The organism is Psychrobacter sp. H25, from assembly GCF_059076335.1.
In genome coordinates this window covers 2669213-2684019 of the sequence record NZ_JCACRV010000001.1, presented here as the reverse complement: position 1 = coordinate 2684019, position 14807 = coordinate 2669213, and the positions used below count along the sequence as shown (strand labels likewise).

Here is a 14807-nt window from a genome sequence, read left to right as displayed (position 1 = left end):
ACTCTCTCCCTTTATCAACACCCTGAGCGCTTATAAGCATCTATACCAAACATACTGTATTGTGGAAAGAAGCGAGTCCCTCTTGTTGCTAACGGTCACTCATGACCCTGTCTGACTTACTCACCAAGCACATTAATCGGTACTTTCAGATAACGCGTACCGTTGTCTTCTGGCTCTGGCAAATGCCCTGCATCTATATTTACTTGTACTGCAGGAATAATCAGGCGCGGCATATCCAAAGTCGCATCACGGCGCTCACGCATATCTACAAACTCCGCTTCGTTGATGCTGTCTTTGACATGAATATTTTCTAGTTTTTGTGCCGCAACAGTAGTCGTTGGACAATGCTGACGCCCCTTGCTTGGATAATCATGACACAAATACATCACCGTATCTTCGGGAAGTGCCAATAGCTTTTGAATAGAGTGATAAAGCGTTTTGGCATCACCGCCTGGAAAGTCACAACGGGCAGTACCCACGTCAGGCGCGAACAAAGTATCACCAACAAAAATCACTGTTTTTTCTTCATCAGTAGCCATATATGCCATATCGGCACGGGTATGACCGGGTACATACAGCGCAGTAATAGTAATACTCCCCAGCGCTAGCGTCTGACCATCATCTGTCAAAATATCAAACTGACCAGCATCAGTACGGAACCTGCTGTCAAAATTAAATATTTGCTTAAATATTTTTTGTACTTCGGTAATATGCTGACCGATAACCAGCTCACCGCCAAGACTTTCTTTGACATGAATGGCAGCAGATAGGTGATCGGCATGGGCATGGGTCTCAATGATATATTTGAGTGTCCAGCCATGCTCACGGACAAATTCAATGACTTCATCAGCGCTACTGGTATTGGTTCTGCCCGACTTTGCATCAAAGTTTAGGACTGGATCGACAATGGCGCACAGTTGCTGCTCGACATCAGCGAGCACATGAGTATAGGTTTCTGTATCACTGTCTAAGAAAGAATGAACTTGCATGGTTACCTCTTTACTTATCTATGGAGTGTTTTCGTTATAGGGCGTTTATTATCTTTAATTAACCCTTAAGTATGATATTGAGTCGTATATAATGCTTGTTTGAACTTATAACTTATCTGTTATCACCAATATAACAACTGCAATACACTTTATCAATTTATATAATGTAAATAATGATATCTTGATATGCGGCGTGATATCATTGATAATCAAACATATATTATTGAAAATAATACGGTAGTCACTACCCTATTATATAAGGAGCTCACTCTGGCTACTTCACCTGCAGCAGCGGATATGTCTGCTCATAGCGCTAATGATGATATGTCATCTGATAACGCAGATTTTGCCTCTATTGATCTTGCCAAACAAATGCAACAAGCATCCATGCAAGCGAGTCAGTTGTTAAAATCACTCTCACACCCTGATCGACTGTTACTACTTTGTCAGTTGACCCAAGGCGAGTACTGTGTCGGTGAGCTTGAAGGCTTGGTCGGTGTTGGACAGCCAAGCTTGTCGCAGCAACTGGGTATCTTGCGTAAAGACCAGCTGGTAGCGACACGGCGCGAGGGCAAGCAGATTTACTATAGCATCGCAAGTGACGATGCCTTGGCTGTATTAGAGCTGCTTTATCAAAGATTTTGTGCCAAAGCGGAATAATGCCGTACTCGCCTAGCTGTCTTATGATGATTTTTATTTTGGTGATGTATTGATATGTCTTCTATCACTGGCCGTCTTATTCCTACTTGGCTGCGCCAATACCAGCTAACCGCATTGCCGACTGACCTTGTCGCAGGACTCGTGGTAGGCGTATTGGTGATACCGCAGAGCTTAGGCTACGCGGTACTTGCAGGGCTGCCACCTGTGTATGGTCTGTATGCAGCGATCGTACCTGTAATCGTCTATGCATGGCTTGGCTCTAGCAACGTACAGGCTGTCGGACCTGTCGCTATTACCGCTATTATGACGGCGAGCGGTCTGCTACCCTACGCTGAGCAAGGCTCAGAGCAGTACGCACTGATGGCAAGCCTACTGGCATTGATGGTAGGCGCACTACTATGGATTGCTGGACGGCTGAAGCTTGGCTGGATCATGCAGTTTATTAGTCGCGGCGTTTCAGCAGGATTTGTGAGCGGAGCTGCAGTACTGATCTTTGTCAGCCAACTCAAGTACCTGATGGCAATTCCCATCACTGGTAACAGCTTGGTCGGTTATTTATCTACCATGCAGCGCTATGCCAGTCAGTTACATCCTTTGACTTTGGTTATTGGTGTCATTGCTTTTGCGCTCTTGGTGGCTAATCGCTACGCCAGTGAGTGGGTATGGCGAACGTGGCTATCGGCATCGTATGCCAAATGGGCAGAGCGTCTATTTCCACTCGTCTTACTTGGCTTTGCCATCGTTCTGAGCATCGTAATGCACTGGAGCGCACTGGGTGTTGCCACTATTGGTCGTATTCCGCAAGGATTACCGAGCTTTACGCTGCCGCATGTGACAGACTTACAAGAAGCGCTCAAGCTCTTGCCAACAGCAGGCTTGATGGCGCTGATCGTATTTGTATCTAGTAGCTCAGTGGCCAGTACCTATGCACGCTTACGGGGAGAGCGGTTTGATGCCAATCATGAGCTGACTGGCCTTGGTCTGGCCAACCTATCTGGCGGACTGTTTCAGAGCTTTGCTATTGCAGGCGGTTTCTCACGTACGGCTATCAACGCAGATTCAGGAGCCAAAACGCCGCTTGCCAGCCTAGTGACGGTACTGGTGATGATTGCGGCCTTGATAGCCTTTAGCAATGCGCTTGCCCCTCTGCCTTACGCCCTACTGGGTGCCACTATTATGGCATCCATCATTGGGCTGATAGATATCACGACTCTGAAGTCTGCTTGGCAGCGTGATCGCTTAGATGGCGCCAGTTTTTTGGCCGCGTTCATTGGTGTGCTGATATTTGGACTCAATACAGGTCTGGTCATTGGGCTGATGGTGTCGTTTGCGAGCCTTATATGGCAATCAAGCAAGCCGCATGTGGCTATCGTTGGACAGTTGGGTGGTAGCGGACATTTTCGTAATATCAATCGTCATGATGTGGTGACTTTTGATAATTTACTGATGCTACGTATCGATGAGAGTCTATTCTTTGGTAATAGTGAGTCCGTACATCGTCGTATTCTAAATGCTATGCAGCAGTATCCAGCAGCACACGAGGTCGTATTGATTATGGCGGCGGTCAATCATATCGACCTGACCGCGCAAGAAATGCTCAGTACTCTAAACCAAGAGCTTGCACTACAAAATAAGCGTCTGCATTTTAGCTTTATCAAAGGGCCTGTCATGGATGTTATCGGTCAAACGCCACTGATTAGTGAGTTATCAGGGCAGGTCTATCTGAGTACCTTAGATGCCGTCGATGCTTTGAAAAACATTTGACGATGACATGATGTGCATCTTCTTTAGAATGTGTGTGTCTTTTAGAGCATAACTGGCCATAGCATCCATCGCACAATATCGCTACGATAGAGCCTGTGTTATGCTATACCGACTATACAGAGCTCACAGTACACAGCTAACCATACACAGACAGCTACTGGCTCACAGCTTTAGTCTCAACGAGACTGACCTGTCTTTTGATTGTCATGACCTACCCTTTAATACTATAACTATTCACAACAATAATTGACGCGACTTATGACCGACGACTTAACGATTTACAAGCAGATATATCCAAGCCAATGTATCAAAATTGCCGAGCTTGGCTACCGCTCAGTGCTCAATATACGTCCAGATGCTGAGATTGAGACACAACCTGATAGCTGTGATTTGGCAACTGCGACCAAGGAAGCAAACCTAACTTATCATCATCTCCCATTTGATGATGAGCGCCTAAGTATGCTGACCGTAGAACAGTTTGCTGACTTTTATCACGCAATGCCGAAGCCTATATTGATGTTTTGTGGCACTGGGGCGCGTGCCAAACTACTGTACCAAAGCGCATTGATGCAAGGTCTACTATAACCAACTCTATTGCCCAACCGATTAATCTAATTATAATACCAACCAAACCCATAAAAAAGGAGCTCCTATGAGCCATGAAGTTAGCTTTGCCGGACAGATCACCCCTGACCAAATGCCTATGATTGCCGAGAACGGTTTTAAAACCATTATCAATAATCGTCCAGATGGTGAAGAGCCGGGTCAGCCTACCAGTGCAGAGATTGAAGCCGCGGCTAAAGAAGCGGGGCTCGCGTATAAAGAAGTATCATTCGCTGGTAGCGAGCTCAATCAAAACCATGTCGAAGAATTCGCTGATTTCTTTAACCAAGCTGAGCAGCCAATGCTCATCTTTTGCCGTACTGGCAATCGCTCAACGGGTATCTATGAAGCTGCGAAACGTATGGATTTGTTAGATGACTAGAGCCATAAGAATCTTAGGTGATTAAAATATTTAGCCCACAAAACCTTGTGGGCTTTTTATTATGCTTAAAAACGCATTACACGCAGACAGCGCAAAAGGCTCTTAATACTACTTAAGAACCATCATAGTCACAACAAGTGGGTTACTAAGTAAGTGTAATAGAGCTATTATCATTCAGAGCACTTAATCTCTTTGAGTGATTAAGACAACTAAGTATGTCATTAGCATTAGAATCAGCTCTTTTATACTTAAATATCTATGTCACTCAATATCTGGACAATCAGTTGTTTAAAAACATGGAATGTGAGTAGCTGCATAGGGGGACAATGCCCTCCCGCTACTATTGATTCTCAACGAGCCATCTTTATATGGCACTTTAGTTTTACAAGGAATGTTTAATGAATAATACTGCGCTAGCATTACTCCCACTAGCACTTGCCTATATTATGTTTACCCTAGGAGCAGGGTTAAAACTTAGTGATTTTAAAGTCATTGCTAAATATCCAAAAGCGTTCTTTGTCGGCTTGATTAATCAAGTTGTGCTGGTACCTTTGGTTGCATTAGCAGTCGTATTAGTGATGACGCCGCCGCCCGCCATTGCTTTTGGGATTATGCTTATTAGTTTTTGTCCAGGCGGCGTCACCAGCAATATGCTGACCTATTATGCCAAAGGCAATGTCGCACTCTCTATCGCATTGACAGGAGTGGTCAGCATATTGTCTGTGATTACGCTCCCTATTTTAATCACGTTGGCTTTCGATCATTTTATGCAAGATCAAGCGAACTCTATTAGCGCCATCAAGATTGGTCTAGTCATGTTCTTATTAACCACATTACCAGTGACGCTTGGTATGCTCGCTCGCTATAAATTTACTGATTTTATGGTACGTCGCAGCAGCCTTCTTAATGGTTTAGCTAGTGTATTTTTTGTATTGATTGTCTTTGCTGCTATTGCCTCTAACTGGCAATTACTACAGTCACAGTTCACCCAAATTGGGTTAGAGCTGGTCTTTATGATTGCTATTTTATTTGCTATTAGTATCCTAATCTCTAGAGTCCTAAAGCTCAGCTGGTTTGATACAAAAACCATCTCGATAGAGACCAGTATTCAGAACAGTACAACCGCCATTACTTTAGCGCCTATTATTATGGGTGTAAGTACTCTGCCAGTGATTGCACTGCCCGCTGCCTTATATGGTGTGCTGATGTATGTGGTTGCGCTTCCCATCATTGCTTTGATCAAAAATAAAAACTGATGATAACGTACATAGAAAACACAGAGCGCTCACCTTGGTATTGGATGGGCATCTTTTATCATCGTATAACTTAAATAATCTAAGTAATGATATGAATATTACTCAGATTATAGACTGGTCAACCCTTGATATTGAGCACATAATGACACTCTCTACTATGACCTAATGGGACGATATGATGCAAAAACCAATACTGATTATCGGCAATAAAAACTACTCGTCTTGGTCACTACGGGCCTGGCTACTCTTAAAGGCATTTAACATCGATTTTGAGGAGCAGCTAATCGAGCTGTTTGATTCATCAGCACGTCCAGTATTGGAGGCGCACTCACCAACGGGAAAAGTTCCTATATTGGTCTATGGTGAGGGGGACAAACAAGTAACTGTCTGGGATACGCTGGCCATTGCGATACAGGTTAATGAGTATTTTACGGATATTGATATTTGGACGGGTGTCAATAAATCTAGCGCTAACACATACGATACTCAAAATAGAATAAACAGTGCTTATTGCCAGAGCATCATTGCTGAGATGCATTCAGGGTTGTCAGGTATACGTAATGAGATGCCGATGAATATCAGAGCAATCGCTAAGATACAACCGAGTGTTGCTTGCCTAGCCGATATTGCTCGTATTGAGGGTATTTTTGCAGATTGTTTACAAGGACGTTCAGAGGACAGCTATTTGTTCGGACACTTTACAGCAGCTGATGTGTTTTTTGCCCCGGTAGTGCTGCGATTACAGACCTATGCCGACGCGTCCAATATTGTCTTGCAGCCGCTTACTAAGCAGTACTGTCACACGATGATGAATCACCCAGATATAGAGACTTGGGTTCAGGCAGCCCTACAAGAGACGCGAATCGTTGAAGAAGATGAAGCGGGTGAGATTGTCTCGTTATCAGGTATTTTGGCGAATAGCGAGCATATGAGCGAATAACCGTCATTTCGGGCATAATTTGAGCATGGACAGTATCTTGCACAAAAAAACCACTTCAGCTCAGCTAAAGTGGTTTTTGCTTTCATAAGACATTAAGCGTATACGTACTACTGTTTTTGATCTAACGCTTCTTTTACCGCTTTTTTACCCCATGCACTCATATCGAGATCTAACTTTTCATACTCTTGTGCATCGAATAACGGTTCTTTAACCCCTGATTTTAATTGTCTTGCAAAATCGTCAAGTAGACGTTTGGCTCGCGGAAATAGCATAATCAAGGCCAATAAGTTGGCTAGTGCTAGCACACCCATTAATGGATCAGCGAAGAAGAATACCGCGGTTGCCGTAGGGGCTACTGCGCCCAAGAACAATATCGCAATCACGACAATTCGTAAAATCAAAGTCGCTTTTTTAATGTTCTTTTTAACCAAAAAGTTAATCGCGTTTTCGCCCATATAATAGTTATACATGATAGAACTAAGTGCAAATAGCAGCAGCGATATGGTCAGAATATACTGTGCCCAGTCTCCAAGCTGAGTCGTTAGCGCCTGCTGAGCAAGTACGATACCATCGACCTCGGCACCTGGTTGATAGACCCCGCTTAACAAAATCATAAATGCTGTGGCACTACACACAACTAACGTATCGATGAACACAGATAGTGATTGTGAGATACCTTGACTCACAGGGTGCGTGGCGTAAGCGGTAGCTGCAATATTAGGAGCAGAACCCAAACCGGCCTCATTAGAGAACAACCCGCGCTTCATACCCTGCTCAATCGCTACACCGATACCACCGCCCACGACAGATTCAATACCAAACGCATTTTTGACAATCATTACCATCAATGCAGGTATCTCTGTGAAGTTGAGTGCGATAATAATAAGCGCCATCCCAAGATAGATCAGTGCCATTACTGGAATGACAACGTCGGCTACTTTTGCAATGCGCTGGATACCGCCAAAGACAATGAACCCACCTGCAATGACCAGTACTACCCCTGACATCCAGCGTTCAATCCCAAAGCTCTCAAGCGCAGAACCTGCCACCGTGTTGCCTTGGAATGCCACAAAACCAATAGAGAAAGACAGTAGTAGAGAAACAGCATAAATAACAGCAAGCCAGCGGTAGTCTTTACCTAAACCATGTAGGATATAGGTTGCAGGGCCGCCACGAAAGTTACCATCATTGTCTCTACGCTTGTAAAGCTGAGCCAAACTACACTCAACAATACTGGTCATCATGCCAATGAGTGCGACAACCCACATCCAGAAGACCGCACCGGGGCCACCTAACGAGATTGCAACCGCAACACCAGCAATGTTACCACCGCCCACACGTCCACCGATAGAAACGAGCAACGCCTGACGGGCAGAAATCCCATCTTCTCCTACTTCATCCGTTTTAAACACACGGAACATACGTTTGAAATATCTAAACTGGGCGAATCTGCCCACGATGGTGAATAATAAACCAAAAATAACCAACATAGGCACGAGTGCCCAGCCCCATGTTAAATCCCCGATTAGGGCAAAAAAAGCTTCAATATATTCCATGCCTACTTTCCTTATAGTTCATGATGCTTTGAAAGGTTCTATTGAGCTCATTATTGCATCAACAACGCGAATTTGTAATGCGAATGACAAATTTGTAACGTAAATGTTGATATTTTCTAGGAATGACTACTTTATTAGCTCATTTAAACGGCTATTTTCTATTTATTAAACTCTCCTTTGTAGAGAACGGTTTATACAACGTCATAAAAAAAGCCACCTCAAACAAGGTGGCTTTTTATTTTTAATTGACAATTTAATGATCTACTACATGACCCGCTTACTGCATAACCCGCTTATTGCATGACTAAGTATTCAAACGCTGACAACGCAGCTTTACTACCTTCGCCCATCGCGATATTGATCTGCTTGAACGGTACGGTCGTGACGTCACCACAAGCAAAGATACCTTTACGATCTGTATGGCAGCGCTCATCAATTTCAATCTCGCCAAAACGGTTTAAATCAACAAAACCTTTGATGAACCCAGTATTTGGTACTAGACCAATCTGTACAAACACCCCTGACAAGTCACGCTCGTGAGTCTCACCTGTACTGCGGTCTTGGTACACGATAGAGGATACTTTGCCATCAGTTGCTTTGATTTCTTGAGTCGCGGCACCTGTGATGAATTCAATATTGGCTTTTTCTTTAGCTTTGTTAATCAATACTTGGTCAGCTTTTAATTCATCAGCGAATTCCAGTACAGTCACGTGTTTGACGATACCTGCCAAATCTAGTGCTGCTTCAACGCCTGAGTTACCACCACCAATGACTGAGATGTCCTTACCCTTGAAGAATGGGCCATCACAATGAGCACAGAACGCCACGCCTTTACCGATGTTTTCTTCCTCACCTGGTACGCCAAGTTTGCGCCACTGGGCACCTGTTGCCAAGATAATACTACGCGTCTCAAAGGTCTCACCAGTGTTTAGATTGATACTATAGTTCTCTTCTTCGGTCTCGCCGATGTCTTTTACGCTGACATGCTCTTTTAGCGTGATATTGTACTCGGCCAAGTGTTTGACGAAATTACCAGACAGGTCGGTACCATTGGTCAAGGGTACAGAGATTAGGTTTTCGATATCTTGCGTGTCTTTGACCTGACCACCGATACGATCAGCAACCATCGTCACTTTTAGACCTTTACGAGCAGTATAAATGGCAGCCGCTACACCTGCAGGACCCGCACCGATGATAGTGACGTCTTGCTGCTCTAGTTGCTCAGCATCTTCTACTTCTGACAACAAGTCAGGGAACTGCTCTTGTAACTTACCGATTAGTTTTGCAGTATCTATTAGACCATTAGCAAATGGCTTACCGTTCAAGAATACTGCTGGTACGCCTTGGATCTTGTTTGCGTCTACTTGTTCTTGAAACAGTGCACCATCGATCATCTCATTGCTGATACCGTCATTCAATAGCGCAAACTGGTTCAATGCCTGAACGACTTCTGGACAGCTATGGCATGACAACGACACATAGGTCTGGAACTGTAATGGCTTGTTGAAGCGCTTAACCAGCTTTTGAATACCTTCGTCCAGTTTTAGCGTATGACCACCCGCTTGCAATATTGCAAGGATCAGTGAGGTAAACTCATGACCGCCTGGAATACCGCTAAATACAATACCAGTATCTTCTGACGCACCATCTACATGACTAACTACCTTGAAGCTGATTGCGCTTGGCAAGCTGTCATCAGTTGATTCTGCACTGAAGTTGATTTTGTCAGTGGTACCAGCAATTTTAGTCAAAAAATCGATCAGTTCTGCGCGCTTACTGTGCTCACCATTACCCAATACAAAGGTAATCGGACGTGTCATATTTTCACTATAGCTCTTAACGGCATCTAATAAATTTTGGTCTATCATGTTTGTTCCTCATTATGACTGAATATGTAACGGCAACGGTCATGCTGCACGTCTAAATATAAGATTCTAAAATTAATAGTTTTATATAAAATGTTGTATCTATCGAGTTATTGCCCTTGAATGTCCCTATTATCATGCGTTTGAGCAAATTCAGCAAGCTGAGAAACTCAAATATCAAGTTTTATAAAACCAATCATAAATAGTTTTATTGTATTAAATATAAATACACTGGTAGATAATAGTCATGGTGTCTGTATGTTTTTTTCGCTACAATCGAGAATAGTTCTTAAGTTAAGCCGTTTTTTAAAACAATTCGCGACTATGTGTAGCAAGGTTGCGTTTAATGACAAGGATGAACACATGAGAAAAACAGACACGCTCCACGACAACAGAGAGATCATCGCCGAGCTCAAACTCAAAGACAGTCATTTTGCGAGTATTTTTGAGGAGCATACTCAGCTTGATCAAAAAATCAACTACCTCGAAAAAGACCTAGTAAAGCATGCTAGCCGCGAAGAAGAAATAGAAAAAATGAAGCGCCATAAACTACATCTTAAAGATGAGATTTATAAGATTATCGATAAGAATAAAGAAGACTCTCCTATTTAGTAGTATGTTTACTGTCAATCTATACAGATTCTGTAGACTAGTGGAAATGTCATCAATAAATTAAGCTTTAACTCATATAAAAAAAGACCCCATCAACATACGCTAATGGGGTCTTTATATATAGCACTGATTCAAACTAACAGCGTAAGATTCAGTGCTACTGTTATCTAAGTGATGAAATAACTACTTAGATTTTACCAACTAGGTCAAGACTTGGCTTCAATGTATCGCCACCTTGTTCCCAAGCTGCTGGGCATACTTCACCGTCGTTTTCACGAACGTACTGTGCTGCTTTTACTTTGCGTAGCATATCTTTTGCACTACGGCCGATACCACCTGCATGGATTTCAGCAACTTGAATCAAACCATCAGGATCTACTAAGAACGTACCACGTTCAGCAAGACCAGCTTCTTCAATCATAACGTTAAAGCCGCGAGTGATCTTACCAGTAGGATCGCCGATCATTGGGTATTGTACTTTGCCGATAGCATCTGAAGAATCATGCCATGCTTTGTGCGTGAAATGCGTGTCAGTTGATACTGAATATACTTCAACACCAAGACCTTTTAGCTCTTCGTAATGACCTGCCATGTCTTCAAGTTCAGTTGGGCAAACAAACGTGAAATCAGCTGGGTAGAATAAGAAAATTGCCCAGTTGCCTTTTACGTCTTCTGAAGTAACAGTTTTGAACTCACCGTTTACATATGCATCTGCTGAAAATTCTGGGATTTCTTGATTGATGATAGACGCCATGGTTGGCTCCTCTATAATTAATTAAATTAAAAGTTATTTGTATGGTTTTTCGACTAACCCTTTATCTTTCTGGGCTACCCGACAAACTATACGCGAATTCTATGGTTAATCTAGTTAAAAGTTTTTAATGTGATGTTTTGTTTTATTAAACTTGTTAAACTATTATCTCTAGAGCTTATCATTGGTTCAAAATTGGTAATTTGCCACCCCATAAAGGTTGACGACACATAATAAACTGCATGAAAAACCCACTAAAAGAGAGGTTTTATGATTACTTTACGACAACTTGAGTTTGCTTTGGCTGTAGCCAAACATCGCCACTTCAAACGTGCTGCTGAAGACTGCAATATTTCACAGTCTGCGCTGAGCTTAGGTATTGCAGAATTAGAAAAACAGCTGGATACTCAGATTTTTGAGCGTAACAACAAACAAGTGCTGATCACGCCTATCGGGCAAGATATCCTTACGCGCGCACAACGCGTGTTTTCTGAAGTGAGTGACTTGACCACGCGTGCGCAAAGTCACCAGACGCCACTTGCCTATCCTATGACGGTCGGTATCATCCCAACGATTGCGCCTTATTTGCTACCAAAGGTATTGCCTGCGCTACGTGCTCAATATCCAGAGTTTCGTATGACGATCGTTGAGCAACAGACTGAGCGCCTGCTTGAACAAGTCCGTTATGGTCATATTGATACCGCTATTATTGCACTACCTTATGCGGTCGATGGTCTGCACAGTTTTGAGTTCTGGAGTGAAGACTTCTTTGCTGTATTCCCAAAAGATGACGTACATGCCAAACTCGAAACCATTAACGCTGATGAGCTGGCCACTGCCAACCTTATGCTACTTGGTGAAGGGCACTGTTTGACCGATCAGACACTATCGGTCTGTCATTTCGACCGCTCGCAAATGAAATCGAGCTTTTCGGATGCCAGTTTAAACACGCTAATTCAAATGGCGCTTGCCAATATGGGCACGACGCTAGTGCCTGAAATGGCATTGGATCAGCTGCACCTGCAAAATCAAAACGCGGTTGCAGTACCATTGGCTGAAGACGGACCACACCGCCGTATTGCTTTTGTTACCCGTTTGAACTATGCGCGTGTCGATGATGTGAGCTTACTTGGGGACGTCTTTAACAAAGCATTTAAAGATGCCGTGGCTAACGACGAAGACTAGTTGCACCATATTTAGCATAGCAACAGTGAAAAGTGATAGATGACTGACTTTTTATATAGACATGATAATCTTGGCAAATGCTTTGCACAGCACTTATCGTCTATGAGTAACGATATCTTGCCACAGCAGATAGAGTTGCTGTGGCAAGATATCGCAGTACGCTATACTGAGCCACAGCGCGCTTATCATACGTTTGATCATATCGAGCAATTAATGATGCAGCTTAAAAACATCAAACCCTCTCTATCTAAGCCAAATACGATAGCGCTGGCACTGTATTATCATGACATCGTGTATGACCCAACACGTTCAGACAATGAGCAAAAAAGTGCTGAATATGCGGTAGAGGCGTTGAGCCCATACCTGAATTCGACGCGATGCCAAGATATCTACGCACTTATTATAATGACTGCTGATCATCAGATAGATGCACTGATAGACGAAGATAACCGTAACGATGCCGCCTATCTATTAGACATGGATTTGAGTGTTTTAGGTGCGCCTTGGTCTACATATCAGCAATATACACAAGCAGTACGTCAAGAGTATGTTCATGTGACAGACGTGGATTATCGTCATGGTCGCACTGCGATATTACAAGGATTACTAGCGCATCCAAGACTGTATTTGACTGACTACTATTACGAGCGACTAGAAGCACAAGCTCGGGACAATATCGAACGTGAGATTATTTTGCTCGCAGCTTTATAAACAGCTCGCTACCCTGCCGTGCAGGATATGAATTGTAGCTAGGCGCCATGGTCTCGATACCAAAATGGATTTGAAAACGCTGCTGGTACTCTTCCTTAGTACCACCAAATGGTGGCTCTTCTCGTCCAAAGTCTGTATTAAATAACAAACCCACCAGTTTGCCTTGAGGCTTTAGTAGTCTCGCCATCTGCTGCACGTACTCATCACGGCGCGCGGGATTGATCGCACAAAAAAACGTCTGCTCCAATATCCAATCAAATTGATACTGCTGCTCTGACAAACTAAAAAAGTCTGCGCAGATCAAATGCTCAGAGGGAAAATCAGGATAACGCGCTGCAAACGCTTCAATCGGTGCTGGCACAAAATCAACCAACGTGACATTGGTAAATCCTTGCTCATATAGATAGCCTACTTCATAGGCATTACCTGCACCTGCTACCAACACTGCTTGATTTTTGGCGTTGTCAGGTAGCTGGTCAATATAAGCTTTGAGTGGTGGCGATACCTGTCCCATATCCCAGCCGATGCTATTTTTTTCATAGCGCTGCTGCCAAAATTCTGCCTGATTGACATTTTCCATGTGACATCCCTGTATAGTTCTATTTAAACGACACGTTTTGTACCGTTATGTCTTATCATATCAGGCTTATGAAGGCGTGTCCTTATGTCAATCATGCCAGTAAAACTCAGTCCGAGTTATCTATCTTTGATACAAAAGAAAGATGCGTAGGCAAAAACTGCTATGAAGGCACTGATTTAGATAGCTAAAATCGCAGGCTGTTGAACTCAATCCAACTGACCCGTCTTGCCTGCCAGCAGATTGTGCCACTGCTGATAATCCGGCATTGCCGCCTCAACGGTTTGCCAAAACGCGCGACTATGATTGGCATGATGTAAATGACAGAGCTCATGAACGATAACATACTCGGTGCATTCGATAGGATAAGCAGGAAGATAGACCGAGAGCCAGATGCGGCGGGCGCGAGTATTACAGCTACCCCAGCGCGTGTGCATTTTCTTTAATCGTACCTCATTGGCATAAGCGCCGACGATAGGCTGCCACTTCTCAAATAGCGAAGGCATGATATTGGAGAGCTGCTGTCGATAGTAAGCCATTGTTTCATCATGGCTCAACGTCAATGCTTGTACTTTGCCCCATAGATAGATGGGCTGATCAGCATCTGAGGAATCTACCGGAGCGCTGGGTTTACGATGGTATTGCGCCAGTACTTGCGGGTGATGAGCAATCGCCCAAGACACTCGTCTGGCTACAGCATACAGTGTTTGCGAGGCAGTGATACGCAGTGGTACAGAAACCATCAATAAATAAGGCTTTAAGCGAAAGTTGATATTTTTGACACGTTTTTTACTGATGCACAGCTCGATACCTGCCTGTGCGAGCTGCTGTCTCACAGTATCTAAACTGATATCTGAGCTGATGCACTGTCTCCTTTTTATATGGTCATAGCAGCTATAAGCTGCATCGCTGAAGTCACGGACGCAAAAGTTATGAATGTGAAAGGTATGGACATA

Annotated in this window: 15 protein-coding genes; 9 read left to right on the top strand and 6 right to left on the bottom strand. The window is 43.5% G+C overall.

The window, feature by feature from the left end; genetic code table 11:
* Nucleotides 1–116: 116 nt before the first annotated feature.
* Nucleotides 117–989 (bottom strand): MBL fold metallo-hydrolase, encoded by an 873-nt coding sequence (locus AC5JPO_RS10955; protein ID WP_443525684.1) that lies wholly within the window; start codon nucleotides 987–989, stop codon nucleotides 117–119.
* 297 nt (nucleotides 990–1286) lie between these two features.
* Between AC5JPO_RS10955 and AC5JPO_RS10950 the strand changes: the two genes are divergently transcribed.
* From AC5JPO_RS10950 to AC5JPO_RS10925, 6 genes are all read left to right on the top strand, one after another.
* Nucleotides 1287–1649, top strand: a complete 363-nt coding sequence (locus tag AC5JPO_RS10950) for an ArsR/SmtB family transcription factor (RefSeq protein ID WP_319050881.1) — start codon at nucleotides 1287–1289, stop codon at nucleotides 1647–1649.
* A 54-nt stretch (nucleotides 1650–1703) separates the two neighbouring features.
* Complete coding sequence (locus AC5JPO_RS10945; RefSeq protein ID WP_443525682.1) at nucleotides 1704–3413, top strand: SulP family inorganic anion transporter; 1710 nt, start codon at nucleotides 1704–1706, stop codon at nucleotides 3411–3413.
* Between the two features lie 258 nt (nucleotides 3414–3671).
* Complete coding sequence (locus tag AC5JPO_RS10940) at nucleotides 3672–3998, top strand: protein tyrosine phosphatase family protein (RefSeq protein ID WP_319050883.1); 327 nt, start codon at nucleotides 3672–3674, stop codon at nucleotides 3996–3998.
* A 67-nt stretch (nucleotides 3999–4065) separates the two neighbouring features.
* The gene (locus AC5JPO_RS10935; protein ID WP_443525681.1) at nucleotides 4066–4398 is read left to right on the top strand and encodes a protein tyrosine phosphatase family protein; all 333 of its coding nucleotides are present in this window, start codon (nucleotides 4066–4068) and stop codon (nucleotides 4396–4398) included.
* 398 nt (nucleotides 4399–4796) lie between these two features.
* Entirely contained in the window at nucleotides 4797–5654 is an 858-nt protein-coding gene (locus tag AC5JPO_RS10930) for a bile acid:sodium symporter family protein (RefSeq protein WP_443525679.1), read from the top strand.
* A gap of 178 nt (nucleotides 5655–5832) precedes the next feature.
* Nucleotides 5833–6594, top strand: coding sequence for a glutathione S-transferase family protein (locus AC5JPO_RS10925; protein ID WP_443525678.1), 762 nt, complete (start codon nucleotides 5833–5835; stop codon nucleotides 6592–6594).
* Between the two features lie 107 nt (nucleotides 6595–6701).
* On the opposite strand, the gene AC5JPO_RS10920 is transcribed toward AC5JPO_RS10925, so the two are convergent.
* Nucleotides 6702–8150 (bottom strand): alanine/glycine:cation symporter family protein, encoded by a 1449-nt coding sequence (locus AC5JPO_RS10920; RefSeq protein WP_443525676.1) that lies wholly within the window; start codon nucleotides 8148–8150, stop codon nucleotides 6702–6704.
* A gap of 293 nt (nucleotides 8151–8443) precedes the next feature.
* Entirely contained in the window at nucleotides 8444–10018 is a 1575-nt protein-coding gene (gene ahpF, locus AC5JPO_RS10915; RefSeq protein WP_443525674.1) for an alkyl hydroperoxide reductase subunit F, read from the bottom strand.
* 360 nt (nucleotides 10019–10378) lie between these two features.
* On the opposite strand from ahpF, the gene AC5JPO_RS10910 reads away from it, so the two are divergent.
* The gene (locus tag AC5JPO_RS10910) at nucleotides 10379–10627 is read left to right on the top strand and encodes an HP1242/YdcH family protein (RefSeq protein ID WP_443525672.1); all 249 of its coding nucleotides are present in this window, start codon (nucleotides 10379–10381) and stop codon (nucleotides 10625–10627) included.
* Between the two features lie 187 nt (nucleotides 10628–10814).
* On the opposite strand, the gene ahpC is transcribed toward AC5JPO_RS10910, so the two are convergent.
* Complete coding sequence (gene ahpC, locus AC5JPO_RS10905; RefSeq protein WP_319050890.1) at nucleotides 10815–11381, bottom strand: alkyl hydroperoxide reductase subunit C; 567 nt, start codon at nucleotides 11379–11381, stop codon at nucleotides 10815–10817.
* 267 nt (nucleotides 11382–11648) lie between these two features.
* Between ahpC and AC5JPO_RS10900 the strand changes: the two genes are divergently transcribed.
* Together AC5JPO_RS10900 and AC5JPO_RS10895 are read left to right on the top strand one after the other, a co-directional pair.
* Nucleotides 11649–12563: a hydrogen peroxide-inducible genes activator gene (locus AC5JPO_RS10900; protein WP_443525670.1), complete on the top strand. Its 915-nt coding sequence runs from the start codon at nucleotides 11649–11651 to the stop codon at nucleotides 12561–12563.
* Between the two features lie 39 nt (nucleotides 12564–12602).
* Nucleotides 12603–13274: an HD domain-containing protein gene (locus AC5JPO_RS10895; protein WP_443525669.1), complete on the top strand. Its 672-nt coding sequence runs from the start codon at nucleotides 12603–12605 to the stop codon at nucleotides 13272–13274.
* Here the strand turns inward: AC5JPO_RS10895 and AC5JPO_RS10890 are convergent.
* Nucleotides 13252–13854: a methyltransferase domain-containing protein gene (locus AC5JPO_RS10890; RefSeq protein WP_443525668.1), complete on the bottom strand. Its 603-nt coding sequence runs from the start codon at nucleotides 13852–13854 to the stop codon at nucleotides 13252–13254. The genes AC5JPO_RS10895 and AC5JPO_RS10890 overlap by 23 nt on opposite strands.
* 206 nt (nucleotides 13855–14060) lie before the next feature.
* Complete coding sequence (locus AC5JPO_RS10885) at nucleotides 14061–14687, bottom strand: M48 family metallopeptidase (RefSeq protein WP_443525666.1); 627 nt, start codon at nucleotides 14685–14687, stop codon at nucleotides 14061–14063.
* Nucleotides 14688–14807: the final 120 nt, after the last annotated feature.

Bases quoted from the DNA above. Each gene is read 5' to 3' on its own strand.
- AC5JPO_RS10955 (WP_443525684.1), bottom strand. From the start codon at position 989: ATGCAAGTTCATTCTTTCTTAGACAGTGATACAGAAACCTATACTCAT.
- AC5JPO_RS10950 (WP_319050881.1), top strand. From the start codon at position 1,287: ATGTCTGCTCATAGCGCTAATGATGATATGTCATCTGATAACGCAGAT.
- AC5JPO_RS10945 (WP_443525682.1), top strand. From the start codon at position 1,704: ATGTCTTCTATCACTGGCCGTCTTATTCCTACTTGGCTGCGCCAATAC.
- AC5JPO_RS10940 (WP_319050883.1), top strand. From the start codon at position 3,672: ATGACCGACGACTTAACGATTTACAAGCAGATATATCCAAGCCAATGT.
- AC5JPO_RS10935 (WP_443525681.1), top strand. From the start codon at position 4,066: ATGAGCCATGAAGTTAGCTTTGCCGGACAGATCACCCCTGACCAAATG.
- AC5JPO_RS10930 (WP_443525679.1), top strand. From the start codon at position 4,797: ATGAATAATACTGCGCTAGCATTACTCCCACTAGCACTTGCCTATATT.
- AC5JPO_RS10925 (WP_443525678.1), top strand. From the start codon at position 5,833: ATGCAAAAACCAATACTGATTATCGGCAATAAAAACTACTCGTCTTGG.
- AC5JPO_RS10920 (WP_443525676.1), bottom strand. From the start codon at position 8,150: ATGGAATATATTGAAGCTTTTTTTGCCCTAATCGGGGATTTAACATGG.
- ahpF (WP_443525674.1), bottom strand. From the start codon at position 10,018: ATGATAGACCAAAATTTATTAGATGCCGTTAAGAGCTATAGTGAAAAT.
- AC5JPO_RS10910 (WP_443525672.1), top strand. From the start codon at position 10,379: ATGAGAAAAACAGACACGCTCCACGACAACAGAGAGATCATCGCCGAG.
- ahpC (WP_319050890.1), bottom strand. From the start codon at position 11,381: ATGGCGTCTATCATCAATCAAGAAATCCCAGAATTTTCAGCAGATGCA.
- AC5JPO_RS10900 (WP_443525670.1), top strand. From the start codon at position 11,649: ATGATTACTTTACGACAACTTGAGTTTGCTTTGGCTGTAGCCAAACAT.
- AC5JPO_RS10895 (WP_443525669.1), top strand. From the start codon at position 12,603: ATGACTGACTTTTTATATAGACATGATAATCTTGGCAAATGCTTTGCA.
- AC5JPO_RS10890 (WP_443525668.1), bottom strand. From the start codon at position 13,854: ATGGAAAATGTCAATCAGGCAGAATTTTGGCAGCAGCGCTATGAAAAA.